This is a genomic window from Paenibacillus suaedae (assembly GCF_032337355.1).
Classification (GTDB): domain Bacteria; phylum Bacillota; class Bacilli; order Paenibacillales; family Paenibacillaceae; genus Paenibacillus_B; species Paenibacillus_B suaedae.
In genome coordinates, this window is sequence record NZ_JAVYAA010000002.1 from 676130 (window position 1) to 702159 (window position 26030).

Consider the following 26030-nt stretch of genomic DNA (forward strand, 5'->3'; position numbering starts at 1 on the left):
GCTATATATCCTTTTCACCCATCTGCACGCTGCGAATGTGAAGTCTCCCGTCATCACAGAACAGTTCTATCGTTCTCCCATAATTGGCGCCTGTGTCTTCGGCATGAAGCGGGATACTGTATTGCTCCAACATCGATTTGCAGGAATCTACATTCCGTGGTCCGATACGCATCATATCGTTATTCGAAGCAAAAGCAAACATCTGGGCGCCTCCAGCCATCTTCGCATGAACCCGGGACAGAGAAGCACCCGCTTCTGTCATACGGCGTATCAATTCTGGAATGGCAGTATCCGCATACTTGGCGATGTTGCGATTCCCCTCTCTAGCAATATCCGAAGACGGCAGCATAACATGCGCCATTCCGGCAATTTTGGCAACCGGGTCATATAACGTCAATCCAACGCACGATCCGAGACCGGTCGTTCGTAAGGAACCGAAACGGCATACCTGCAAATCAGCCATTCCGACTTTTACAACCGTCGACTCTTCTATCATTCGAATGGCACTCCCAATGCAGCAAATATTTTGTCAAAAGAGTCCGGGTCAGGTATTAAGAAAAAGGTTCCTTGCACTTCATCACAGTCTTGCAAAAACTTCGTATCAATTAGCAACGCACTGTCTCCCATTTCCCCGTATTGCAGTATTCCGTAGTTGAGCACTGCGCCCGCCATATCGATAGCAAGCTGAGGAACCGTTGGCGACATCGCCATATGAGTGAAATCTGCCAAGGAAGACAAGTAAGAACCTGCTAAAATGTTGCCGATCTCCGACAAGGCGGACAATTCCATGTCATTGAAACATTGACTCGTATCTGAAGGCAATGCTTCCAAGTGCGACAAAAGACGCTTAGCGGCATCCGTATCGAACATAAAGAACAAATGACTTGGCGCATCTCCTTCGACACGAAAATATATTGCAATCACAACATGTTCTGCGCCACCAACCTCGTCCGCAATTTCCTCGAACGGCAGAAGCCGCACCTTCGGTACAGCCATGTCAATCGGTCGGTTGAGCAGCCGGGATAGTGCCGTTGCGGCGTTGCCAGCACCAATATTCCCGACTTCCTTCAGAACATCCAGCTTGAACTCTCCGAGTCGTTCGAATAAGTGCACGCTGTTATGCCTCAAGCTGTTCTAATCGAATAATTTCACTCTTATTCAGCACTTCGGCCAAATGGAGCATAATAAGTAAACGGTCATCCCCAATCTTAGCTACGCCGCGCAAGTATTTGGCTTGAATGCCGCCCACAACCTCTGGGGCCGGTTCGATATCTTCGTCCATAATATCAATAACATCATTGGCACTATCCACGATAAAGCCAACTTCCAAATCTTCATAAGCTACGATAATAATACGAGATTGTTCCGTCACTTCCGCAGACGGCAATCCGAATCGACCACGAAGCTCGATGACCGGAACAACAACCCCGCGCAAGTTAATAACACCTTTAATGAAGTCGTATGTTTTCGGAACCCGTGTGATAGGGAGCATACGCTCTATCGTTTTTACCTTTTCAACTTCGATTCCGTATTCTTCTTCCCCTAACGTAAAGACAACGACCTTTAACTCTTCTGCCATGTCACGTCCTCCTTCATTTGAATATGACTATTCTGCAATCATAAATAGACATTGAGGATTACTTCAGCAACGCATTCGGATCAATGATCAATGCAACTTGTCCATCACCGAGAATCGTTGCTCCTGAGAAGCCTGGCGCATTTTTTAAATAGCTTCCTAATGGCTTCAAAACAATTTCGCTTTGACCGATAAAGTCATCGATAGCCAATGCTGCTATACGTTCACCTTTGCGTACGATGATGATCTCAACCTCTTCTTCCTCCATATCCGAGTAATTCGGGCAATCGAAAAGTGTGCTGAGTGATAGAAGAGGGATTACACTCTCTCGGTAATCAACCATCCGGATACCACCATGAACCCGGCGTATTTTTTCTTTCTTGACCATGCTTGTCTCCACAATAGAGCTAAGCGGAATCGCATACTTCTCACTTCCCAAACGGAAGAGCATTGCCGATAATATGGACAATGTAAGCGGGAGCTGCACGATAAACTTCGTTCCTTGTCCCAGCTTAGACTCAACAATGACGTGTCCACCTAAAGATGTAATCTTGGATCTTACTACATCCAGTCCAACACCCCTGCCAGATATATCCGAGACCTTCTCTGCCGTACTGAATCCAGATGCGAATAGCAGCATATATACCTGCTCATCACTCATTTGAGCTGCTCTCTCCGCAGTGACAACGCCATTCTTGATGGCTTTCTTCAATACCATCGCACGGTCGATTCCGTGACCATCTTCTTCAATTTCGATGAAGACATGATTGCCGCTGTGGAAAGCCCGCAAATGAACAGTCCCTGTTTCTGGCTTGCCGGCTGCGATACGATCCTCAATAGATTCAATACCGTGGTCAACTGCATTGCGCAGCAAGTGAACAAGTGGATCTCCGATCTCATCAATTACGGTGCGGTCAAGCTCTGTCTCAGCACCGGTTATAATAAAGTCTATCTTCTTATCAAGTGATTTGGCTAAGTCACGCATCATCCGCGGGAATCTGCTGAATACCGTATCAACAGGAACCATGCGCAGCTTAAGCACAATATTTTGCAAATCAGAGCTTACTCGTGACAAATGCTCCACCGTATCTGTCAAATCATGATGCTTGAGATCACCTGACAATTGCTCGAGCCGTACGCGATCAATGAGCATTTCGCTTAGTAGATTCATCAGTACATCGAGCCGTTCAATATCTACGCGAATCGTCCGGTTTCCAACTGCTTTTCCAGTTGCTGGCGTGCTGCTTGGTTTGCGTGCAGGCACAGGCGAAGCTTCGGATGCCGCTGGCTGCTCTGTCTTCACTTCTGGCTTGGCTGGCGCTGCAGTTGCTGCTGCTTCTTGTCTGCCTGCTTGTACTTCTTCGATTTGACTATTCCAATTGCGGATGTCTTCAAGCGTGAATGGCTGTACTTGTACGCTGTCCAGCTCTGAGACTTGTCCAATCTCTTGCTGCAATCGCTCGGCATCTTCACCGCTGACAAAGAATACGGTAAAGCCATTGTCGAACTTATCCTGCTCTATGTCCTGTGCAGGAGGATTCGACTTCACTACTTCACCGTACTGACCAAGCACCTGAAATACCATATAGGCTCTAGCTGCCTTTAGTACGCAATCTTCACGCAATTGGATGTGGATGTAGTACACATGCATGCCTGCTTCCACCGATTGTTCCAAGATACTTCTCTGGAATTCATCAAGCCGCTCATTTTGCTCTTCAGCATCATCTGCGGAGCTTCCGTCTGCGGAAGAAGCTTCCTTCTTGTAATCGCCTTTGACAATCGATTGGAGAGCTGCAACAATTGCCGTCACATCTGCCTTGCCTTCTCCACCGTTAGTAATATCGGAGACCATAGCTTCCAAAGCATCCAAGCTTCGGAATAACGTATCAAAAATGAAGGAGTCCATCGCGAGCTGTTGGTTTCTTACAAGATCCAATACATTTTCCATCTGGTGTGTTAATGAGGCCAAATCCTCAAACCCCATTGTCGCCGACATCCCTTTTAAGGTGTGGGCCGACCTGAAAATGACTTGCACGATCCCAACATCGTCCGGCTGGTTCTCCAACTCTAGCATGTGCTCGTTCAACGCTTGCAAATGGTCGTTCGCTTCGTCAATAAACATGGACAAATATTGATTCAAATCCATGCTCGAACACCTCCTTTAACGATTTGCACAACAGTATCTGATCATTTCATTGCATGTGTAATGGACTTTGCCATCTGATGTAGTGGAATGACTTGCGATACGCATCCCAACTCGATTGCCGCGCGCGGCATGCCGAAGACGACGCAGCTTTCTTCACTTTCGACAAAGGTTGAAGTTACGCCCTCGTCGGCCAACCGTTTCATCATTTTCGCACCGTCACTACCCATTCCCGTCAACAGCACGATATGCCGTTTCAGTCCCTTCAACGGCAGTAGTGATTCGAACAGGGAATCTACTGATGGACGATGTCCGTTGCGGGGCTCACCTTTGGATAAAGCAATCGAATAATTCCCCTCTGCATTGCGCACGGCCATCATATGCATGCCACCTGGTGCAATGTAAGCTACCCCAGTCTGCAGCACATCGCCATGCTGCGCTTCCCTTACTTCAATATCACTGTAATTGTTCAAACGTTCAGCTAATGATTTTGTGAAATTAGGCGGCATATGCTGAACCACCAATATTGGTGCGGGAATATGTTTAGGTAATGCTGACAACAGCTCTTTCAATGCACGCGGACCGCCCGTCGATGTCCCAATGGCAACAATTTGCTCAAATCTCGTTGAGTTGGCTGCATTCGCTGTTCCAACGAATTCTGAGGCATTCAGATGCGTGACATCTAGGTGCTCTTCGTGATTAGGATGCAATTCCTCGTTCGCATTCGGAGCAACTGGCTTCCCGGCACGAGTACGGCCAATAATCGGCGTATCCTCCATGCTGCGTTGTGTCTGCATTTCCTTCGCTGCCAATTTTGCAGCCGCTCTAGAAGTAATCGGGCTCTTCGCTCTCAGCTTATTCCCATCATCTGTACGAGACTTTAAACCGGATTGATGCGGAGGCCTTGGGACGAGCTCTTCTGTCGGTAAAGCAGCTGCGTACTCCCGCTTTAGCCGCTCCCCTTGTTCCCGCAGTCGTTCCAGCTGACGCTTTCTTTCTTGAGAAGCAATTGCAGTATGCAGCTTCTCCCGCAGCATTTCTCCAACCTTATGTATATCTTTCGTCCCACCCGCAGGGCTTGGTTTACATACGAAGTCAAAAGCTCCATATTCAAGTGCGGATAATGTCTCCGAGCGCCCTTCTTCTGTTAAACTTGACAGCATAATGACCGGGGTAGGGCAATCTGTCATTATGCTCTGAAGTGCTACGAGGCCATTCTGAATCGGCATCTCAACATCCAGCGTCACTGCATCTGGCTTCAGTTCCATCACTTTGTGTACAGCATCTACGCCATTAGAGGCAGTACCGATAATCTCAAAGGAATGATCCTGGATAATTAAATCAGATATAATCGTTCGCATGAAGGCCGAGTCGTCCACGACAAGCACTTTCTTGGTTGTCAATTTCTCATCACGCTCCCTAAGCAGCCATTTGTGAATGCTGCGTCCTCCATTTCTTCATGCCTTACATTTAGGAGGACCATCTGCCCAGCCATTTCCGCAAAAATTGCTTAACCCCTCCAGCTTGTCCAGTCTGCCCGATTCCGTGAATGTAAGCATTGGCTAGTTCACGAAGCTGCTTGGCAACTATACATTGTGGATACAAAATAGCGAATGGAATTTGCCTCTTTACGGCCTGCATCACATGGGGATCATCATATAAAATCCCCAGCGTCGGAATCGGATGATTCAAGAATCGTTCCGCTACCGTTGATAATCGCTCAGCCGTCTGGCTTCCCTCTTTCCAATCTGAAGCTCGGTTGATGACAAGACGGAACGAATGATCAGGTCTCGCAGCGGAAACGACCTTAATCAGTGCATAGGCATCCGCAATGGACGTTGGCTCAGGTGTTGTTACAACAAGCGTCTCATCCGCTGCTGAGAGAAATTGCATCGTCTCCTTACTCAGGCCCGCTCCCGTATCAAACAAGATGACATCATACTGTGATGACCATTTCTCCATTTCTTGGATGAAGTGTTCAATATGAACGGAAGGCATATCCAATAATTCTTGGAACCCGGAGCCCCCTGGAATGTAGTGCATTCCTCGAGGACCTACCTGAATAATATCCTGCAGGGAGTGCCCGTCTCGCAAGACGTGCATGAGGCTCACACCTGATGTCGCACCGAGCAGAACATCAATGTTCCCCATGCCGATATCCGCATCGAATACAAGTGTTCGATACCCCGCATCTTGGAGGGAGAGCGCGAAGTTCAACGTAAAATTGGATTTTCCAACGCCGCCCTTACCGCTCGTAACGGCAATAATACGTGCAGCTCGAACTTCAGAGCTTCCCTGCGCCATCCGAGATGACACCGTGGAACCAACTCTTTCATGACGGGATTCTACCAACTGTCTTAGTCCTTCTGCTTGATCGTAGCTCATTTCGTCATGCACCTACTATTCGTCTTACCGCTTCATCCACCTGGAACGGCTCGATATCGTCCGGGACATTCTGTCCTGTAGTTATGTAACTGAACGGAATCGTCGTTCGATCTGCAAGTTCAAGCACCGCACCGAATGTATCTGTCTCATCCGCCTTCGTGAATATGATCCGATCGATGCGCTGTCTTGAGAAACGCTCCAGTATAGCGATCATATCTTCCGTCTTGGAAGTTAAGCTCAAAACGAGGAATGTCTCACTGTCTGGGAACGGCTTAAGCATCGTATTCAACTCATTCACATACATATCGTTGCGGAAATTGCGCCCTGCTGTATCCATAATGATCAGATCACAGCCTTGAAGCGCCCGCAATGCCCGTTCCGTGTCATTGGGCGAGGTCACAACCTCCATCGGAACGTTCAATATCGATGCATATGTTCTGAGTTGTTCAACAGCTGCAATTCGATAGGTGTCAGAAGCAATTAGACCTACCTTGCGTTGATGATGGAACATTTGATCTGCAGCCAGCTTCGCAATCGTCGTCGTCTTACCTACACCAGTCGGCCCAACGACATACAAAATGCGGGTAGCAGGTGTCAATCCATGGACAACATGCGACTGAAGCTTCTCTTCTACGATATCTTTCACATAGCCCCTCAGCACATCAGAATCAGGCTCTTCCTCACGGTTCAACTTGCATTGCTCCCAAGCCTGCTGCACGTATCCATATGCAGCCTCTTGCGACAGTCCTTGAAGCCTGAGATGACGCTCTACCTCCTGTGCGCTCTCTGACCATGAATCATAGTTGACGCGCTCCATTACTTTACGCATCATCCGTTTCATTTCAGCCAATTCTTTCTGTAAATGCGGGTCAGTCGGATCTTGTTCAATCGATGTCATCGGCATAACGGCCCGTTCAGACCGTGCAAATGGAAGCTGCGTCCAAGGCACAGCAGTACTCTCTTCTTCTAAATCAGCCGACATCGTCTGCATGGAATTTGGAGGCTGAACCGCCCTATTAGAGCTCATTGACTGCGGCATGCGACCAGCTGCATCTGCCTGCGGTTGGGCGGTTCCACGTTCCACATTTTTTGCAGACTGACCATTGCTGCCGCCTCCCCCATACATGGAGCGAGCAACCGATGAAGGAACATACGATTGCATCGTCCCATTGACAGGAGGAGTACTGGGTTCTGTGGAAGACTTGGCTGTAGGCTTAGCTTGTTCGTCGACCGCCGCCACTACTTCAATAGCTCGCTTACGGAACATGCCAAGAATACCGCCTGTCTTAACTTCTTTGGTACTGACAATGACCGCATCTTTTCCAAGTTCTTGCCTGATTTGACTCATGGCCTCCGGCATCGTTTCGACGAGGTATTTTTTCACCCTCATACATTCACCACTCCGACGCTTTGAATTTCAACATTTGGTTCAAGCTCATTGTAGGACAGAACCGGAACATCCTGCATCGCACGCTCCATAAGCTGCCGCAAGTACATGCGAATGTTCGGAGATGCCAGCATGATCGGCGAATGTCCGGTCTGTAACAGCTTCTGAATCTGTTCACTCATGCGCTGATATACCTGCTGTGTCGTATTCGGATCTAGAACAAGGTAAGAACCATGCTCGTTCTGCTGCACATTGTCCGAAATTTTCTTTTCCAAGCTAGGTCCAATTGTGATCACACGCAGCGTCTCGCCTGGAGTTGAATATTGCTGTGTAATCTGGCGAGCAAGCGCTTGACGCACATATTCAGTTAATACATCCGGATCCTTCGTATATGTACCGTAATCTGCCAGTGTTTCGAATATGGTTACCAGATCGCGAATCGAGATCTTCTCTCGCAGAAGCTTCGCCAGAACTTTCTGAACATCCCCGATCGTCAATACATTTGGAATCAGTTCATCCACAAGAGCAGAATATTGTTCCTTAACCGTTTCAACAAGCGATTTCGTCTCCTGACGTCCAATAAGCTCGTGTGCATGCTTTTTAACGATTTCAGTCAGATGCGTAGCCACAACAGAAGGCGGATCTACTACCGTGTATCCTGCCAATTCGGCACGCTCCTTCATCGCATCATCCACCCATAATGCTGGTAGTCCGAATGCCGGCTCTACCGTTTCAATTCCTGATACCGATTCATCATCATAACCGGGATTCATCGCCAGATAATGATTGAGCAGAAGCTCCCCTCGGGCTACCGCATTGCCCTTAATCTTGATGACATATTCATTCGGCTTCAATTGGATATTGTCTCGAATGCGGATGACAGGAACGACCAAGCCGAGCTCTAACGCGCATTGGCGTCGAATCATAATAATACGGTCAAGCAAATCCCCGCCTTGCTGTGTATCCGCAAGCGGAATGAGTCCATAACCGAACTCAAATTCAATCGGATCAACCTGCAGCAAATTGATTACACTCTCTGGACTGCGCACTTCTTCAATCTGCAGTTCTTCCTCAAGCTGCTCTTCTTCGATTTGCCGCTCATCGATGTTCTTCTGCATCCGATATCCGGCAATCCCAAGAATGACAGCAAATGGAATCGTAGATCCAATTCCAATTGGCGTAAGTAATCCAAGTAACGCGATCGTGCCTGATACGATATAGAGCAGCTTCGGATAAGCAAACATCTGCGCTCGCAAATCTTCTGCCAAGTTTCCATCAGATGCCGCCCTTGTTACGATAAGACCTGCTGCGGTCGAAATAAGAAGCGCTGGAATCTGGCTGACAAGTCCATCACCGATCGACAATATCGAATAAGTAGATGCTGCATCGCCAAATGATTTTCCATGCATCGCCATTCCGATAATGAAGCCGCCGATCAAGTTAATAAGCAGGATGATGATACTTGCAATCGCATCCCCTTTTACGAATTTACTGGCACCGTCCATGGCGCCATAGAAATCCGCTTCTCGGCTAATCTTATCGCGGCGATCACGGGCCTGCTGTTCGTTGATAAGTCCTGCATTCAAGTCTGCGTCAATTGCCATTTGCTTACCCGGCATCGCATCGAGCGTAAAGCGTGCTGATACTTCAGCGACCCGCTCAGAGCCTTTCGTAATAACAATAAACTGTACGATGACAAGAATGAGGAAGACGACAAGACCAACCGCAATATTTCCCTGGGTTATCCACTCACCGAATGTGGCAACAACGTCACCAGCTTCGCCATTCGTAAGGATTTGCTTCGTAGTGGATATGTTCAATGCGAGTCGGAACAATGTCGTAATGAGCAGCATAGCCGGGAAAATCGAGAAGTTCAACGCTTCCCTCGTATTCATGGCAATGAGCAAAATCATGAGCGCGATCGATATATTGATTACGAGTAAAATGTCAAGCAACCAGGTCGGTATAGGTAAAACCATCATGAGTACGATACCGATAATACCGACCAAGACGAATAAATCTCTCGTTTTCACGGAATGCACCCTCCATCCTTGATCAAAATTAATCAATTGCCTTTGCCTTTTACTTTGTATACGTATGCCAGTACCTCAGCCACGGCTTGGAACAAATCGGCCGGAACGGTATCGCCAATATCGGCCCTCTGATACAAAGCACGGGCGAGCGGCTTGTTTTCCATCGTTATGACGCCGTGTTCCTTGGCAATCTGTTTAATACGGAGCGCGACGTAATCCTGTCCCTTGGCTACAATCTCCGGTGCTTCCATCGCACCACCATCATATTTCAGTGCAATTGCGAAGTGCGTCGGGTTTGTAATGACGACGTCTGCTTTCGGAACCTCCTGCATCATACGCATGAGTGCCATACGTCGCTGTCGTTCACGAATTTTACCCTTAATGAGAGGGTCACCTTCGGTCTTCTTGAATTCGTCCTTAATGTCCTGTTTTGACATCCGTAAGCTTTTCTCGTATTCATATCGTTGATACATGTAATCCAGAGCGGCAAGTACACATAACGCCACTCCAATCTTCATGCCAAGCATAAGTGTCAAATGCCCTGTAAATGACATGATGTCATTCAAAGGAACATGGGACAGCATGACGATCGTATCTCGCTCCCCCCACAATGAGGTGTAGACGATTACACCGATCGTCGTGAGCTTCATAATGGATTTCAGAAATTCAACTACAGAACGCATGGAAAAAATATTTTTGAAACCTTTTACCGGATCAATCTTCTCCAGCTTCATCTTCAGCGGCTCACCAGTAAATAAGAAGCCCACCTGCATGTAGTTGACGACGAGCGCAATAACGATTGCTGAAATAAACAACGGTGCCAGTATAACCATCAGTTTAAGAAATATGGAACTGAAGTAGTCCAGCACATTGTTCGCCGTCACATCCATAGTAAGCCGATTCTGCAGCACATCTTGGAACAGCTCGACGATCCGATCCTTCATAAAACCGCCGAGCACGAACAAGCAAGAGAACCCCGCCAAGAGAATGAACGCTCCTGAGAGATCCATACTTTTGGCAACTTGCCCTTTCTTGCGGGTTTCTTGCCTCTTTTTCGGCGTTGCTTTCTCTGTCTTCTCTTGCGAGAACAGCTGCAAATCAAGAGGATAACGCAGTACATATGCGTGGCGATTCGACTCATCTCTGTGTACATCGTGAAGCTGCTTCATCATCTCGCCCCCTGCATCATGCGTAGCAGCTGATCGAGCGCTTCGAACAGCGTAGAGAACAATTGCTGCAGTACGTAAACAAGACCTGGTACGACTAGCAGCAGCATAAGAAGACCAACAATTAGCTTAAGCGGAATCCCAACGACGAAAATATTGAATTGCGGCGCCGTTCGCGCTAGAAATCCAAGTGCTACGTCCGTTAAAAATAGAGCGACGATAAGCGGTGCAGACACTTGGAAAGCAATGATGAATGCTTCAGTGAATGACTTAACAATGAAATCTGTAATATTCCCATTTGCGATTTGAGCAAAAAAAGCATTCTCATCTAACGGCAGCCACTTAAAACTTTGCATAATTCCGTCGATAAAGTAATGGTGGCCATTCATTCCAAGAAACAATAGAACAACAAATATGTATTTAAAGTTGCCCATCACAGGCGAACTTGCCCCGGTCAACGGGTCAATGACATTGGCCATGCCGAACCCAATCTGCATATCGATGAACGAACCTGCTGTCTGCACGATAGAGAAGAACAGCTGTGCTAAATATCCGATGAGCAGACCTATCATTATTTCCCGGACAATATAAATGATATAAGTTCCATCTGTCGGTACACTCTTACCAAGCCCAAACAATAAATAAGCGATTAAGCTGACAAAGAATGCTAGTCCGATCTTGAACTTAATCGGCACGCCTCGGGAAGAAAAGACAGGAACAGCGACAAAGAACGCCGTGATTCGACACATCGAGAGCAAAAAAACAGGGAAAGCTTGTACGAGCATTTCCATGGCTTCACTGCCTAACCGATATAATGATGCAAATTATTTAAAATATTGTGCGTAAAATCCACGAGTGTCGTTAAAATCCAGGGTCCGAACAACAGCACAACGATCATAACTGCCACAATTTTCGGTACGAACGCAAGCGTCTGCTCCTGAATTTGTGTCGTCGCTTGAAAAACGCTTATTAACAATCCGACGACCAAGGCAACTACCAACATCGGTGCGCTCACTTTAAGAACAGTGAACACAGCCTGTCCTGCCAGACCCATAATAAATTCTGCACTCATGTTCATTCCTCCCGTTCGCCATGTCTGACTCGCGTCATGTATTGAAGCTCATGAGCAGCGATTTCACTACAAGATACCAGCCATCTACGAGCACGAACAATAAAATCTTGAACGGCAGCGATATCATAACCGGAGGCAGCATCATCATCCCCATGGCCATAAGCGTACTGGCCACAACCATATCAATGACCAAGAATGGAATAAAGATCATAAATCCCATTTGGAACGCCGTCTTCAACTCACTGATCGCGAAAGCAGGCACGAGTACGGTTAACGGAATATCTTCGTATGTTTTCGGTTTATCCGTTTTGGTGTATTTCATAAATAAGAGCAAATCTTTCTCACGTGTATGTGAGAACATAAACTTCTTCATCGGAACAGATGCCTTCTCGAGCGCTTGGGTCTGGTTCAACTCACCCTTTAAATACGGCTGTAGGGCTGATTGATTCACTTCGCCAATTGTCGGGGACATCACAAACAAAGTTAGAAAGAGCGCCAGACCAATCAACACCTGATTGGGCGGCATCTGCTGCGTCCCTAGGGACGTCCGCACGAACCCAAGGACAACCACAATTCGTGTGAAGGAGGTCATCAGCACCAGAATTGCTGGAGCTATGCTCAATATCGTAATAAGCAGCAATATCGAAATTGATGATGCTCCCGGTTGTCCTCCGCCCCCGACCTTAATGTCGATGTCCGGAATAATGGGAGATGCCATAGCCCAATGAGCTGACATGCTGGATACAAACAGTGCGACGGTTACAGATAGTAACAATTTTTTGTTCATGAATCCATCTACCGATCTTCTTTATTATCTTCCTTCAATAACTGCTCCACTTGCTCGCTGCGCTTCGGCATGCGCTCAAGCTTCTCATGAAACATTTCATGGAATGAGACAGACTCCGTCTCTTCTGGCTTCGTGTTACTGTCAATAGTTCGTCCATTGCGTCCAACTCGCAGACGTTGTTTCCACTCCGACCAGGATGTTGGCCATGCCGCTGTCGGCTGCTCGCGTTCAAGCGCCGCGGTAAAGCGTGCCGCTTGGGCCGGATCGGATATTTTATCGATAAGCGTAATATCTTCCCCAATGCCCAATACATAGACGACATCGCCAACTTCTACGATTTGCATCGACTTGTTTGGTCCGAGGCCGGTGCCGCCCAACGTTCGGATACTTTGGTTCATTTGCCACATTCGGTTTTTGCGGCTTAACAGCTTGATGAACAGCACGATAAGTACGATGATGACGGCAAGTGACAACAACACGGTCAATAAGCTCGATAAATATCCATCGACACCAGATGATTGCATCAGTTGACCGCTGTCAGTTTTCATACAATTAACCTAATGTCTTCTTGATTGCTTCGATTACGCGATCCGCTTGGAACGGCTTCACGATGAAGTCCTTCGCTCCTGCTTGAATCGCATCAATAACCATTGCCTGCTGTCCCATCGCGGAACACATAATGACTTTGGCATTCGGATCGGATTTGCGAATTTCTTTAAGCGCTGTAATTCCATCCATTTCCGGCATTGTAATATCCATTGTAATCAGGTCTGGTTTATGTTCTTTGTACTTTTCGATCGCCTGTGCACCGTCCGATGCTTCCGCGACAACATCATAACCATTTTTAGTTAAAATGTCGCGAATCATCATTCGCATAAACGCTGCGTCATCTACGATCAAAATACGGTTTGCCATCGTTGAGAATCCTCCCCAAATCTTATTGTAGTTTTTGAATTCGATCCCACTGATTGATAATATCTGTGACACGCACGCCGAAGTTCTCGTCGATTACAACAACCTCGCCCTTCGCGATAAGCTTGTTATTGACAAGAATATCGACAGGCTCGCCTGCCAGCTTGTCCAGCTCGATAATGGAGCCCTGGGAAAGCTCCAAGATGTCCTTGATCTGTTTGTGTGTCCTACCTAATTCTACTGTGACTTTGAGTGGGATGTCCAACAATAAATTTAGATTAGATTCATCCGTTTGTTGGTATGGAGCCGATTGGAAACTTGCGAATTGCACAGGCTGCACGTTCACATTCCGATTCGGTGCAGTCCCAAATGCTGCAGCGTGATCTCCACGCATATCCATACCAGGTGTATGCATTGGAGCATTTGTATAAGGTTGCTGCATAGCATGCCCTCCTCCCATTGGATCATGATAGCCCTGCATCGGCGGCATATGGGATTCCATTGCCGGTTGAACTGGTGCTGTCATAGATGGTTCATAAGCTGATTTGGCTTCAGGCTGCATTTCTGCAACCGGAGTTTCTGCAGCAGCCGCAGGTTCATCTGAAGCTGAGCCAAGCAGCAGTGAGACCATATTCCGCGCAAACGGAACTGTTAATATTTGCATGATCGTTGAATCGATCAGATCACTAATCGTCAATCGGAACGAAACCTTAACGAGTACATTATCTTCAGGCAATGTATCTACGCCTGTTCCATTAGACATATCCAAGATGCCAATTCCAGGAGGAGAGATATTCACTAAGCGATTGAAGATGGTAGACATCGAAGTCGCTGAAGATCCCATCATTTGGTTCATAGCTTCTTGAACGGCACTAATATGAATTTCAGTCAAATCATGACTCGTGTTCGTGCCATCTCCGCCAAGCATCAAGTCTGCAATTACCTGGGCATCCGATGTTTTGATAACGAGTGAGTTTACACCCTCAAAGCCCTCTACATAGCGAACGTGTACGGCCACGTGCGGCTTTGGAAACTCATTCTCCAAGTTCTCACGCTGAAGCAGCGAAATGCGAGGCGTTGTAATCTCTACTTTCTTGCCAAGCAGCGTGGACAATGCTGTTGCTGCACTGCCGAATGTGATGTTGCCAATTTCGCCCAATGCATCAATTTGAATCGGGTCCAAAAACTTTTCAATGGAAGGAGTACCGGCTTCTTCGGCAGACGGTTCATCTGATGATCTCTTCAACAACGCGTCAATTTCCTCCTGTGACAAGTAGTCCTTACTCGTCATGCTCTTCCACTCCTTCATCTACAACGTGATCGATTTGTACTGAGACTCGATCCTTATACACACCAGGTGTTCCTATATATTTCTCGCGTTCGCCGACCCGAATTGACAATCCACTGTCAACCGGCTTATTCAACGCGATCACATCGCCAACCGCGAGCTGCATTAGCTCATGCACCGTAATATTAGATGTCCCCAGCTCCACCGATATCGGCAGCTTCGCCTTTGTTACGCGCTGGCGTAATTTTTCAACTTCAATCGGCTCTCTTGTCTTCTTCTCTGATACGAACCAATGGTGCACAGAGAGCTTCGGCATGATCGGCTCAATGACGACATGCGGGATACACAAGTTGATCATCCCCGTCGTATCCCCGATTTTCGTGCTCAAGGAGATGAGCGCTATCGTTTCATTCGGCGATACGATCTGCATGAACTGTGGATTCGTCTCCAATGCTTCAAGTCTTGGTTCAATATCAAGGACATTTTTCCAAGCTTCTTGCAAACTGTCGAACGCACGGCTGAATATTCGCTCCATAACCGTCGTCTCAATCTCTGTTAACGCATTGATTTTCGATGGAGCCATACCCGTACCGCCCAACATGCGATCCAGCATCGCAAAGGCTACGTTAGGATTTACTTCGAGTACCATTCGCCCCTTGAACGGCTCAGCCTCGAAAATATTCAGAATCGTCATCTTCGGAATAGACCGAATAAATTCGTCATACGGCAGCTGTTCTACCTGTACGACATTGATTTGTACAAATGTCCTGAGTTGCGCAGAAAAATATGTCGTTAAATATCTGGCAAAATTCTCATGGATGCGTGTTAAGCTGCGGATATGATCCTTAGAAAATCGAACAGCCCGCTTAAAATCATAGGAGCGGATTTTACGCTGCGTCTCCTCTTTCTTCAGCTCTTCTGCATCCATCTCACCTGAGGACAACGCCGCCAGCAAGGCGTCAATCTCGTTCTGTGACAGCACGTCAACCAATCGTTTCACCCCCTTACAGGAATCAACTACAACAGATGTAACCGCCCTTGTTAGAGGCGTTGCATAATGAAATCGGTCAAGTCGATTTGAATGACCTTGCCCTCTGGCAACTGCTTGTTAATCAATTCGAGCAGCTTGGAACATAACTGATCTTGTCCCTTCATGCCTTGCAGTTCCTCCGGCTTCATGTCTGCGAGCGTGCGTAAGATCAATGGTTTAATACGCATGTCTTTGATCTTGTCAAACTGCTCCTTGGTCTTCTTGCTGTCCAATTGAAATGCGAATCCTGTCAGTACGATATAGTCGTGATCTGCCAGGTTCGTCTTGATTTCATTCATACTGGACGTCATTTCTACAATTTCATCGGCAGACAGTCTAGGCACAGCAATGTTCCCAGTCGGGTTAGCTTGTTTCCCTGGTGTTGAGTTCGACATCATAATAACTACCAGTGCAATTAACGTGAGCGCTAGCAGCACCGTAATCATCCACGGCAGCATTCGTTTCATGGTTGTCCCTCCGATAATTCTGTCTTCTTCGTTCCGGCAATAATGCCTACAGAACGTATGTATTGTTCAATGCAACTAATGACTTCCTGCCCTTTCTCCAGCACAATAAACTTCTTGCCTGTCGTCAGGGTAATATACGTGTCGGGTGTCTCCTCTACAGACTCGATAAGAAGGGCGTTCACCCATACAGGCGATCCATTCAATCTCGTAACAGATATCATTCTATTCCTCCTTTCGAGCGCCGTCCGTCATCCCGCAGACTGGGGATTATGCCCCCACAGCCTGCGGGATTAAGGAAGCAGGATTACCTACCGCTTATCGCTTCAAGTTAACAACCTCTTGCAGCACTTCATCGGAAGTTGTGATGATGCGAGAGTTCGCTTGGAAGCCGCGTTGCGCAACGATCATTTCGGTAAATTCAGAAGTCAAATCAACGTTCGACATTTCCAGCTGTCCGGAAATGATCGCGCCTGTACCAGCTTCTGGACTGTTTGCTTCCGACAATTCATCAAGAGCGCCGCCCTCAATCGCATTCGGAGTCAATCGGTACAAGTTGCCTCCCACCTTCTCCAAGCCTTCTGGATTCGGGATCTTCGCAACACCAATTTTGATGCCTGTTGCTTCAGTCGTACCATCATCTCTCTTCGCGATAATTTCGCCATTTTGTGCAATAGTGAAGGCAACGATCTCTTCATCCAATTGAATTCCGCCACCGCCAGCGTCCAGCACTCGCAAACCATCGGAAGTTACCAATTGACGCATTGCATCGAGATGGAAATCACCAGCGCGAGTATAGAAGGTCGCACCATCATCACCCATTTTTACTGCAAAGAATCCATCTCCATCAATGCGCAAATCGAGCGGGCGGTTCGTCGTCATCGCACTGCCGCCTGTATGCACATTGTCTATGGAAGCAACAACAGCACCAAGTCCGATCTGCTTAGCATTGACGCCCCCCATACCACCATCGCCTGGTGCAGTCGTTCCTGATACCGTTTGGCTCATAATATCCTTAAAGGTTACGCGTCCAGCCTTGAAGCCTGCTGTATTTACGTTCGCAATGTTATTGCCGATTACATCCAGCTTCGTCTGAAAGCCGCGCATTCCGGATACACCAGAGTACATGGATCGAATCATTCTTTTTACCTCCGACTATTCGTTATTCCGCTCACTTCTGTCGTTCCATGAGCGATGGCCTCCTTAACGGTCCAGCCATTTCATACCGTGCCCTGCCATTTACACATTTCTCAACCTCATCAATGTAACTGCCAATGAACATTAATTCATAAGGACGGCACTGTCTATTTGCGTAAAGATGTGATCCTGCTGAGAAGCTTCATCGAGAGCCGTGATTACCGTTCGAGAGTGAACATTCACAATGAACGCCTGCTTGTTAACAACAACCAGTGATTGCTTAGCTCCTTTGGATTCCGCTTGTGAAATAGCCTGCTTCATCTTTTGCATCAAATCCGGTGTCATGGACATCCCGCGCTCCTTCATCCGAAGTTGCGCATGGTGACTGAACCGTACGTCTTCCTGCTTATGCAGCTCTTGATTCAGCAGCTGCTGAAACTGGAGGGCAGCGCTTGTCTTTCCGCTTGATGTCGCCCTCGATAAAGAACTTGTCTGCACAGGACGAATTGGCGGCAAATGCCCTAGTGAGCCTTGGATATTCATGAATTGCCGCCCACGACTTGTTCCGGCTTGCTTGTCGCATTCCCATCCATTTGTCCGCTTGAAGGCATGCGAATTTCAGAAATGTACTTCATTTCGACTTCGTCCTTGCCTACTTTGGCGTACATCTGATTGTCACGAACTAGAATGGAATCCACGATGCCCGTCTTGATTTGGGTTGTGCTTTCCTGACCGTCCGTACTTGCCGCATCTTTCTGCGCAATCCATGTAATCTCCTTGCCGATCATATTGGAGGACATTCCGAGTGTCTGCTGCATCGTGTTCATCTGCGTCGAAATGTTCATTAATTGTTCGACAGAGCTAAATTGCGCCATTTGTGCGATAAAATCACGATCTTGCATTGGCTGCATTGGATCCTGATTTTGCAATTGCGTGATCAGAATTTTAAGAAATTCATCCTTCCCGAGCTTCTTCTCTTCCACACGACCGGCCAACGCCATATTGTCCTTGTGATAGTTCGGGAAAGTCACGACCTTTTGGAAGTTATTGCTCTTTACATTATTAACTTCTCCTGGCACTTCCGCCCCTCCCTTCTCCTTGCTTGCTGCTACCAAATGCGCATCAATTATACAGATGCTGAGAAGGTGGATTGACCATGAGCACGCAGTGCTTCCTTCACCTGCTCTTCGTCCTGCTTCAGTGCTGCTGTATCTTCAATAGCTGCTGAACGCTGCTTCGATTGACGCTCCGATGATTGTTGACGATTGGCATTGGATTGCCGCTGTTCCTGGAACATCGATGAAGCCATTGACGAAGATGGCTGCTGGGCAACTTCAATCTTCTCGACTTGAATGCCCTGCGTCTGTAATGCTCCTCTAAGCATTGACATCTGCTGTTCCAGCATCTCTTTCGCTATTCCATGCTCCGTCATAAAGCGAGCTGTCAATTGTCCGTTATGTATTGTCAAGCGAATATCGACCTGCCCCAAATGCTCAGGGTACAACGATATTTTCGCTTCTGATACTGGACCCAGCTTGCTAAAGCGAAGCTGCTTCACGATGAAGCCGGACATTTCATCCGCAAATCGATCCGCATGAACAACAGGTATAGATTTCGTTGTATTCAATCCTTCCTGTCTCATCGCCCATTGACCTGCCAGCATGACCTGCTGCGTTGGCTGAGCTTCTGTGCTATCAATCGTAGTCGATTCTACAACCGCTCCTGCCGCAGCGGAAGTAGCTGCCGGACGAAGCAGTGTGTTTAATTCAGTAAGCTTCTTCATAGCACCAAGCACTTGTCCCGCTTCTTGATCATTACCACTTGTCAATGCCGCCTGATTCGATCCACTGCCGTTAAGAAGACGCATTAGTTCTTGAGACCCATCTGCATCAGTTTCAAGCCCATCCCCCTTCGATTGAAGGGCAGCACGCAGCATATGTGCGAAGTTATCCGATTCCCCCGTGCCTTTTGGCGCATCCAAGTATGACGCTAACTGAGCCATAATATCGCGCACTGCAATGGTGATTGTCTCAGGCTGTGCAATCAGATTTTGAAATTGTACGGAATCGCCTTGCTGCCCTGGCTGCTGTTCTTGCAGCCACTGATGAGCTTGCATTAGCCATTGCTGCAGCGCAGCCATAAGAGCAGGGTCCGGATCTGCTGCAAGCTGCTCATCCAGCTGCTTTAGCGGGTCATCGAACCATTGCCCAATCGCCTCAGTCAATGATTCCTCTCCTTCCGAACCCAGTGATGCCAATATTTCATTTGCAGACATCATTGAACCGAGTGATGAGGACATCAATGCGTCTCCTTCTGCTCCAGCACCGCTCATGCACTGAGCAAGTGTAGCCCAGAAACCAGAAGCTCCTGTATCGCCTTTCGATTGAACTCCACCGAAAAACGATGCCGCATTACCAGCAGATACGTTCGTAATCGTTCCTGACATGTTTTCACCTCCTTCCGTTACATACGGTTATTGGTTCGGCAATAATTTGGCAACTAACTTAGCTGTCTTCGTCTTGTCTATGTCTGTCATGGCATTAATCAATTTCGAGCGTGTCGCATCGTCAACCGAACTCAGTACTGTCAGTGCTTTGTCCGGATTTATTTTCGCGGTTTCAAGCAGGAAGCTTGCTCCGCTCTTCGGTGTCATGCTCGAGAACGTTTTACTGAGCTGCGAACGATCCAGCCCTGTTTGCGCCTCTTTGCTGTTCTCGTTTTTCTTGAGTCTCGCTTGCAGCGCGCGAATTTCCAAATTGTCGGACGGCTTAATATCCTTCAACATCATGGATGCTTCAGCTGCCACCTTGGGATTCATCTTCTCGAGAACTTTGACCCGGTTGTCTTGTTTCATTGCATTCAGTACGAGCACAATCTCTTCCGTTGCCATATTCTCTAAGATCGGAGCTGCTTTACTCGGCATCATCTTGGCATACACGTTCGCCAAATCCTTAATTTGACGATCATATTGCTCTTGATTCGCTTGCTGCTCCTGATGATTGCTTTTCAGACTTTGAAGCTGGTGCTTCAACTCAGAAACTTCCCCCTCAAGACTTTTCCGTTTGTCGGCCAAGACTCGCAAATCCTGATCTTTAGAAGCAAGCAGCGCCTTTAATTCTGTAATTTGTTCAGATTGCGCCTTGGTTTCTTCCTTCTGTGCCTTCTTTTCTTCCTTCGCTTTATCCTTCGGAGCTTCCTCTGGAGTCACCCACTTGTTCACGATAGGAATCTCACTGGCAATCGACACGAGCTGGCTGCGCCAATTCGCATTAAAGAGTGTCAACAACACACCGATTAAAATAATCGCAAAAATGATTGGTGTCACAAAGAACAAAAAACGCTCAAAACCTGAATAATTGCTTTCTTTTTCTTCTGTCGTCATCTCTGACACTGCTATCCCTCCTGCTTGTGCGGCGGGTTCGAACCGGTATCCATGTTAGCGGGCGGCCATGTGATAGCGGACCGTTGCGAGCTCGTCCATCTCACTTTGCTCCCACAATGCCATCTGCCGCTTGAACTCCTCTTCTGCTTTTTCACGGGCTTTGGTCCATACCTTTTCATCCGTCATTCGTTCTGCAAGCTCACCCTGCTTGTCCTGAACATGGATTTCTGCTGACCGTACCCGTGTCCTCGCATGTTGGATTTGCTGTTCCACATGGGAGATGTACTGCTGCCAAGCTTGAACTTCAGCTGCTGGCGCACAGCTGTCCACACTACTCTGCAGCTGCTGCCTTGCTGTCTCGAATTCCCGAAGACATTCTTGCAGGCTGTTCTCTTCCGCATGCAGATGTCCAACAGCCTCTGACAGCATCCATTCCGCTTGTTTCTTCTCATTCGTCCTCAGATCCAGAACCTTCTGGAATGAATAATGAAAAGCTCGCACTGCTCATTCAACTCCCTGGAAATTGCATCATTAATTGTTCCACCGTATCCTCATAGGAAGCTTCCTCTTCAATACGCTGCTTTGTAAAGGTTTCGATCTGCTCGATATAGGCAATCGCTTCATCGATAGCAGGATTGCTGCCTTGCTGATAAGCGCCGATGTTAATCAAATCTTCCGATTCACGGTAGACTGCCAGCAGCCGCTTCAACTGCTCTGCTGACAATTGGTGATCCTTCGGCACAATATCCTTCATAACCCGACTGACGCTGGCCAATATATCAATTGCAGGAAAATGTCCCTTATTGGCGATGTTCCGATTCAATACAATGTGTCCATCCAGTATCCCCCGAACCGCATCGGCAATTGGTTCGTTCATATCGTCACCATCTACTAAAACCGTATAGAACGCAGTAATTGAACCGCTTGTTCCCGTTCCTGAACGCTCCAGCAGCTTCGGTAAGCTTGCAAACACGGACGGTGTATAACCGCGTGTCGCCGGAGGCTCCCCAACGGCAAGTCCAACCTCACGCATTGCCATTGCATAACGAGTTACTGAATCCATCATCAGCATCACATTCATCCCACGATCTCGGAAATACTCTGCTATCGTTGTCGCAATAAGCGCGCCCTTAATCCGAACGAGCGCAGGCTGATCCGAGGTTGCAACAATAACAACCGAACGAGCAAGCCCTTCAGGCCCTAAATCCCGTTCGATAAATTCGAGCACCTCGCGTCCGCGTTCCCCAATCAGGGCGATGACGTTTACATCCGCATCTGTATTGCGTGCAATCATGCCAAGAAGTGTACTCTTCCCGACACCAGATCCGGCAAAAATACCAACCCGCTGCCCGTTCCCAATCGTTAGCAAACCATCAATTGCCCTTACTCCTACTCCAATCGGTTCGCTTACACGCTGACGCTTAAGCGGGTTGGACGGAATATTATTTGTCGAATACTGCGACATTCGTGTCGGCAAGAAAGATCCGTCGAGCGGTCTTCCTAGCCCGTCTAACACCTTGCCAAGCAGTTCTGAGCCAACCGATACACTCAATGGCTTTCCTGTGCCTACAACATCACAGCCAGGGCCAATGGATTGCAGCTCGCCAAGCGGCATAAGAAGCACCTTATTGTCACGGAAGCCTACCACTTCCGCCATCAACGGCTCGCAGCCCTTCGTCGGGTAGATATAACATACTTCCCCAACACTTGCATCCGGCCCCTCAGATTCAACCATCAGCCCGATTACTTGCGTTACCTTACCATTAACACGAACTGGATCTATTTGCCGTAAATGATCCATATATTTATTCGCATTCCATTTGTAATTAAGCGCCATCGTCTATACGCTCCTCTTGCTGAATCGCCACCTGCAGAAGTGCCTTCTTGATTTCAGACAACTGTGTGTCTATGCGGGCGTCGATGCTTCCAAGGGATGACCGTACAACACAACCTCCATCGTTCACGCTTGTATCTGGAATAATCTCAAGTTCTGCTTGAGAGTCTATTGCAAATCCAAGCTCCTCACGTGCTGCATGGACGAAGGAGAACTGCTCAGGCGACACACACAGTGTAATTGTGCCGCTCTCACGCTTGCGGGCAAGTGTTCTTCGTGCGATTTCAAGTATAATGTCCGGGTCAACCGTGAGCTGCTGCTGAATTACCTTCTCAGCAACGGCACAGCTAAGCGTAACGACGAAAGGCTCCGCCTCCTGGAGGATTTGCTCTTTAGCCTGATACGCTTGCTGCAAAACGGCTTGAGCTTCAGCAATCTTGCGCTCATATGCCTGCTGTATTTCCTGCTCCGCTTGTGCCATCCCTTGCTGATAGCCTTCGTCATATCCTTGCTGCTTCAGTGACTCGACAAGCTGCTCATCTTGTTCTCTTCGCTCTGTCCACCAGGCATCGATCTGTTCACGAGTTTCGCTTAACATCGTCTCAGCCTCGTCTGCTGCATTGCGTACATGCTCTTCAGCGAACGATTCTGCATCATCGAGAATGGACTGCCGCAAGCTTGCAAGCTGCTCATCCTTATTCAAGACATGTTCCGCAGTCAACGGCTCAGCTTGATCTTCTACCGGTGCCGCGTCCTGTCTGAGATGGCGGCGCACCGCCTCCAGCATTCTCAGCTGCTCGACAGGAACATACTCGGTTGATTTGATGACATTAGACAACGATATCATCTCCTCCGCCGCGAGCGATGATCACTTCACCCGCTTCTTCTAAGCGACGGATAGTCGACACGATTCGAGTCTGTGCTTCTTCCACATCACGAAGCCGTACAGGCCCCATAAATTCCATTTCTTCCTTGAATGTATCCGCCATACGCTTGGACATATTCCGGAATATCGACTCGCGTACCTCTTCGCTTGCAACTTTGAGTGCAAGCTGCAAATCGCTGTTGTCGATGTCGCGGATAATGCGTTGAATCGAACGGTTGTCGATATTGACGATATCCTCGAATACGAACATTCTCTTTTTGATTTCTTCGGCCAATTCCGGATCCTGAATTTCGAGAGAGTCCAGAATCGTCCGCTCTGTTCCTCGATCGACACCATTCAAGATATTGACGATCGATTCGATGCCGCCTGCGCTTGTGTAATCTTGGGTAACCGTCGACGAAAGCTTCTGTTCAAGCACCTGCTCCACCTGACTAATAACTTCCGGCGAAGTGCTGTCCATCAACGCAACTCTTCTCGCCACCTCTGCCTGCTTCTCAGGAGGAAGCGAGGATAGGATGACCGAAGCTTGTTCGGTCTGCAAGTAAGAGAGAACCAGCGCAATCGTTTGAACATTCTCGTTCTGTATAAAGTTGAAGATCTGCTGTGCGTCTGCCTTGCGTGCGAAGTCAAACGGTCTCACCTGCAGCGTTGCTGTCAGGCGATTAATAATATCCAGCGCCTTCTGCTGTCCTAGTGCCTTCTCCAAAATTTCTTTTGCGTATGTAATACCGCCTTGCGATATATATTCCTGTGCTAGGCAAATTTGGTGAAATTCGCTCATTACCGCTTCTTTTTCCGCTGCATCTACTTTGCGGACATTTGCAATTTCGAGCGTAAGCTGCTCAATTTCTTCATCCCTAAGATGCTTGAATATTTGAGCTGACACTTCCGGCCCGAGCGTTATGAGCAAAATCGCCGCCTTCTGTCTGCCTGTTAATCCGCCTTTGACCATTCCGCTCACCTCGATTCCTCTACTAGCCATGTGCGCAGCAATTTAACAAATTCATCCGGTTTCTTCTTCGCTAGCGATTCCAGCTGTTTACGTACCTGATGCTCGCCAGTCAAATTCTCTAAGTCAATAGAAGGAAGTTCGAGTTGAGACGGACCAGACATTTCGGTCTCGTAATATTCTTCTTCCTCTTCTTGTCTGCGTTTGCGGACGACCGCGTAGGTAATTCCTCCTGCCACAGCTAGTAATCCAAGCGCACCCGCGCCATACCATACCCAGTTCGGAATCGACTGATTGTCCGACACGACTCCATCTTTAGAACCATTTTGAGTCATAACAGAAACTTTTTGCGTCAGATCAACGTCTGTATATGTAACACCTGAATCTCTTAATTGAGTGGCAACAATACTGCGCAGCACCTTTTCGACTTGCTGCACTCGATCTTGTTGCATTTGATCTGAGTCGATTGCTGCATGAATGGTTAAATCTTTAACAGCATATGGACTTGCTTCAATCGTGTTCGATATCCGATTCACATCGTAATTGGTCGTTCGTTGGGATTTCTCGGAGTTCGTCTCTCCGCCGTTAGATGCAGAAGGATAATTCGTTACTTCTCCATCGCCAACGCCAGCAACACCACTTTCAGGTGAACCTTTACCTGTATGGGATTCCTGCATTTCCTGTACGCTAATTTCAATTCCTTTCATCTCTTCCTTATTTACAGGCTCGACAAGATCTTCTTTCTTGTGGATTTTGTCGAAATTCAATTTGGCAGAGACAAGGATATGAACCTTGTCAGCCGGAAATTGGCCATTAAGGAACTGCTGAACGGTCATGCGAATATCGTTTTCATACTTACGCTGAATTTTGAGTTGCTCATCGACTTCACCGAGCGCGTTTTTGCCATTACCGCCGACTGAACCCGAAGCGAAGAACATACTTTCATTGCTAGAAATCGTAATATTTTCAATCGGCAAATGCGGCACAGCTGTCTTCACCAAATTGAAATATCCATCAACTTCTGCTTGGTTCGGCTGATAGCCGCCTTTAAAGCTAAGCACGATGGATGCCGATGCTTGTTCTTGATCCGGTGTAGCAAATACCGTCTCTTTAGGCAAATTGACGATTACTTTTGCATCCTGAACGCCTTGCATTTGACGCAGTAACCGTTCGACTTCTCCGTTCAATGCGTTCTTATAACGCACGTCAAATACATTGTCGGTCATTCCGCTCATTAGCCCGTCAGCGCCGAATGATTCGAAGCCGATCGAGCCATTCTTCACAATCCCTTGCGCACCAACATCCACCTTAACTTTTGCAGCTGAGGTGCTTGGGACAGATATTTGGCTTCCATTGGAACTTAATTGATACGGAATGTTGTTTGAATTTAGATACTCAATGATGCCAGCCGCATCATTTGCGTTCAAATCGCGAAATGCGAGTTCATACTCGGTTTTCGAAAATAAATACGTCATGATAACTGCAGCTACGAGTACAAGGCCAATTGTCGACAACAGCAATGCCTTTTGTTTCTTGCTGAATTGATTCCAATATCGAGACGCTTTATCACGATATTGGGTCACTTTTTCATTCACTTCA

General features: G+C 47.6%; 28 protein-coding genes. All 28 read right to left on the bottom strand.

What is annotated here, in order from left to right:
- Position 1: 1 nt before the first annotated feature.
- The 28 genes from RQP50_RS10785 to fliF all read right to left on the bottom strand — a co-directional run bounded on the left by RQP50_RS10785 (position 2) and on the right by fliF (position 26026).
- Positions 2-496: a chemotaxis protein CheD gene (locus RQP50_RS10785; RefSeq protein ID WP_021256532.1), complete on the bottom strand. Its 495-nt coding sequence runs from the start codon at positions 494-496 to the stop codon at positions 2-4.
- Positions 493-1113: a chemotaxis protein CheC gene (locus RQP50_RS10790; protein WP_021256533.1), complete on the bottom strand. Its 621-nt coding sequence runs from the start codon at positions 1111-1113 to the stop codon at positions 493-495. The genes RQP50_RS10785 and RQP50_RS10790 overlap by 4 nt, the downstream gene beginning before the upstream one ends.
- Before the next feature lie 4 nt (positions 1114-1117).
- The gene (locus RQP50_RS10795; RefSeq protein ID WP_044356881.1) at positions 1118-1579 is read right to left on the bottom strand and encodes a chemotaxis protein CheW; all 462 of its coding nucleotides are present in this window, start codon (positions 1577-1579) and stop codon (positions 1118-1120) included.
- 58 nt (positions 1580-1637) lie between these two features.
- Positions 1638-3722 carry a chemotaxis protein CheA gene (locus RQP50_RS10800; RefSeq protein ID WP_315745451.1) on the bottom strand — a complete coding sequence of 695 codons (2085 nt, stop codon included), beginning with the start codon at positions 3720-3722 and terminating at the stop codon, positions 1638-1640.
- A gap of 41 nt (positions 3723-3763) precedes the next feature.
- Positions 3764-5122, bottom strand: a complete 1359-nt coding sequence (locus RQP50_RS10805; RefSeq protein WP_315745453.1) for a protein-glutamate methylesterase/protein-glutamine glutaminase — start codon at positions 5120-5122, stop codon at positions 3764-3766.
- A 67-nt stretch (positions 5123-5189) separates the two neighbouring features.
- Positions 5190-6104: a MinD/ParA family protein gene (locus RQP50_RS10810; protein WP_072728767.1), complete on the bottom strand. Its 915-nt coding sequence runs from the start codon at positions 6102-6104 to the stop codon at positions 5190-5192.
- A gap of 4 nt (positions 6105-6108) precedes the next feature.
- Positions 6109-7494, bottom strand: coding sequence for a flagellar biosynthesis protein FlhF (gene flhF / locus RQP50_RS10815; protein ID WP_072728768.1), 1386 nt, complete (start codon positions 7492-7494; stop codon positions 6109-6111).
- A complete protein-coding gene (flhA, locus tag RQP50_RS10820; RefSeq protein ID WP_021256538.1) occupies positions 7491-9524 on the bottom strand; it encodes a flagellar biosynthesis protein FlhA in 2034 nt (677 codons plus the stop codon). Before flhA ends, flhF begins: the two co-directional genes overlap by 4 nt.
- 32 nt (positions 9525-9556) lie before the next feature.
- Positions 9557-10693 (bottom strand): flagellar biosynthesis protein FlhB, encoded by a 1137-nt coding sequence (flhB, locus tag RQP50_RS10825; protein ID WP_021256539.1) that lies wholly within the window; start codon positions 10691-10693, stop codon positions 9557-9559.
- A complete protein-coding gene (gene fliR / locus RQP50_RS10830) occupies positions 10693-11481 on the bottom strand; it encodes a flagellar biosynthetic protein FliR (protein WP_315745457.1) in 789 nt (262 codons plus the stop codon). Before fliR ends, flhB begins: the two co-directional genes overlap by 1 nt.
- Before the next feature lie 11 nt (positions 11482-11492).
- The gene (gene fliQ, locus RQP50_RS10835) at positions 11493-11762 is read right to left on the bottom strand and encodes a flagellar biosynthesis protein FliQ (protein ID WP_021256541.1); all 270 of its coding nucleotides are present in this window, start codon (positions 11760-11762) and stop codon (positions 11493-11495) included.
- A 34-nt stretch (positions 11763-11796) separates the two neighbouring features.
- Positions 11797-12549, bottom strand: a complete 753-nt coding sequence (fliP, locus tag RQP50_RS10840; protein ID WP_021256542.1) for a flagellar type III secretion system pore protein FliP — start codon at positions 12547-12549, stop codon at positions 11797-11799.
- Between the two features lie 8 nt (positions 12550-12557).
- Entirely contained in the window at positions 12558-13097 is a 540-nt protein-coding gene (locus RQP50_RS10845; RefSeq protein ID WP_021256543.1) for a flagellar biosynthetic protein FliO, read from the bottom strand.
- A gap of 4 nt (positions 13098-13101) precedes the next feature.
- On the bottom strand, positions 13102-13464 hold the full coding sequence (locus RQP50_RS10850) for a response regulator (RefSeq protein WP_005550576.1): 363 nt from the start codon (positions 13462-13464) through the stop codon (positions 13102-13104).
- Between the two features lie 22 nt (positions 13465-13486).
- On the bottom strand, positions 13487-14752 hold the full coding sequence (fliY, locus tag RQP50_RS10855) for a flagellar motor switch phosphatase FliY (RefSeq protein WP_072728770.1): 1266 nt from the start codon (positions 14750-14752) through the stop codon (positions 13487-13489).
- Entirely contained in the window at positions 14742-15740 is a 999-nt protein-coding gene (gene fliM / locus RQP50_RS10860; protein WP_021256545.1) for a flagellar motor switch protein FliM, read from the bottom strand. The genes fliY and fliM overlap by 11 nt, the downstream gene beginning before the upstream one ends.
- A 50-nt stretch (positions 15741-15790) precedes the next feature.
- Positions 15791-16246 (bottom strand): flagellar basal body-associated FliL family protein, encoded by a 456-nt coding sequence (locus RQP50_RS10865; RefSeq protein WP_021256546.1) that lies wholly within the window; start codon positions 16244-16246, stop codon positions 15791-15793.
- Entirely contained in the window at positions 16243-16467 is a 225-nt protein-coding gene (locus RQP50_RS10870) for a flagellar FlbD family protein (protein WP_021256547.1), read from the bottom strand. Before RQP50_RS10870 ends, RQP50_RS10865 begins: the two co-directional genes overlap by 4 nt.
- Positions 16468-16561: 94 nt before the next feature.
- Complete coding sequence (gene flgG / locus RQP50_RS10875; protein WP_021262460.1) at positions 16562-17383, bottom strand: flagellar basal body rod protein FlgG; 822 nt, start codon at positions 17381-17383, stop codon at positions 16562-16564.
- A gap of 141 nt (positions 17384-17524) precedes the next feature.
- Positions 17525-17923 (bottom strand): TIGR02530 family flagellar biosynthesis protein, encoded by a 399-nt coding sequence (locus RQP50_RS10880; protein WP_065291895.1) that lies wholly within the window; start codon positions 17921-17923, stop codon positions 17525-17527.
- Positions 17920-18459: a flagellar hook capping FlgD N-terminal domain-containing protein gene (locus RQP50_RS10885; protein WP_072728771.1), complete on the bottom strand. Its 540-nt coding sequence runs from the start codon at positions 18457-18459 to the stop codon at positions 17920-17922. The genes RQP50_RS10880 and RQP50_RS10885 overlap by 4 nt, the downstream gene beginning before the upstream one ends.
- 47 nt (positions 18460-18506) lie before the next feature.
- A complete protein-coding gene (locus tag RQP50_RS10890; RefSeq protein ID WP_315745471.1) occupies positions 18507-19826 on the bottom strand; it encodes a flagellar hook-length control protein FliK in 1320 nt (439 codons plus the stop codon).
- A 27-nt stretch (positions 19827-19853) separates the two neighbouring features.
- The gene (locus RQP50_RS10895) at positions 19854-20762 is read right to left on the bottom strand and encodes a MotE family protein (RefSeq protein ID WP_072728979.1); all 909 of its coding nucleotides are present in this window, start codon (positions 20760-20762) and stop codon (positions 19854-19856) included.
- A gap of 54 nt (positions 20763-20816) precedes the next feature.
- A complete protein-coding gene (fliJ, locus tag RQP50_RS10900; RefSeq protein WP_021256553.1) occupies positions 20817-21263 on the bottom strand; it encodes a flagellar export protein FliJ in 447 nt (148 codons plus the stop codon).
- A gap of 7 nt (positions 21264-21270) precedes the next feature.
- The gene (fliI, locus tag RQP50_RS10905; RefSeq protein ID WP_021256554.1) at positions 21271-22599 is read right to left on the bottom strand and encodes a flagellar protein export ATPase FliI; all 1329 of its coding nucleotides are present in this window, start codon (positions 22597-22599) and stop codon (positions 21271-21273) included.
- On the bottom strand, positions 22589-23434 hold the full coding sequence (locus tag RQP50_RS10910; RefSeq protein WP_021256555.1) for a FliH/SctL family protein: 846 nt from the start codon (positions 23432-23434) through the stop codon (positions 22589-22591). The genes fliI and RQP50_RS10910 overlap by 11 nt, the downstream gene beginning before the upstream one ends.
- On the bottom strand, positions 23427-24434 hold the full coding sequence (gene fliG, locus RQP50_RS10915; protein WP_005550597.1) for a flagellar motor switch protein FliG: 1008 nt from the start codon (positions 24432-24434) through the stop codon (positions 23427-23429). Before fliG ends, RQP50_RS10910 begins: the two co-directional genes overlap by 8 nt.
- A 5-nt stretch (positions 24435-24439) precedes the next feature.
- Entirely contained in the window at positions 24440-26026 is a 1587-nt protein-coding gene (gene fliF / locus RQP50_RS10920; protein ID WP_021256556.1) for a flagellar basal-body MS-ring/collar protein FliF, read from the bottom strand.
- Positions 26027-26030 lie beyond the last annotated feature (4 nt).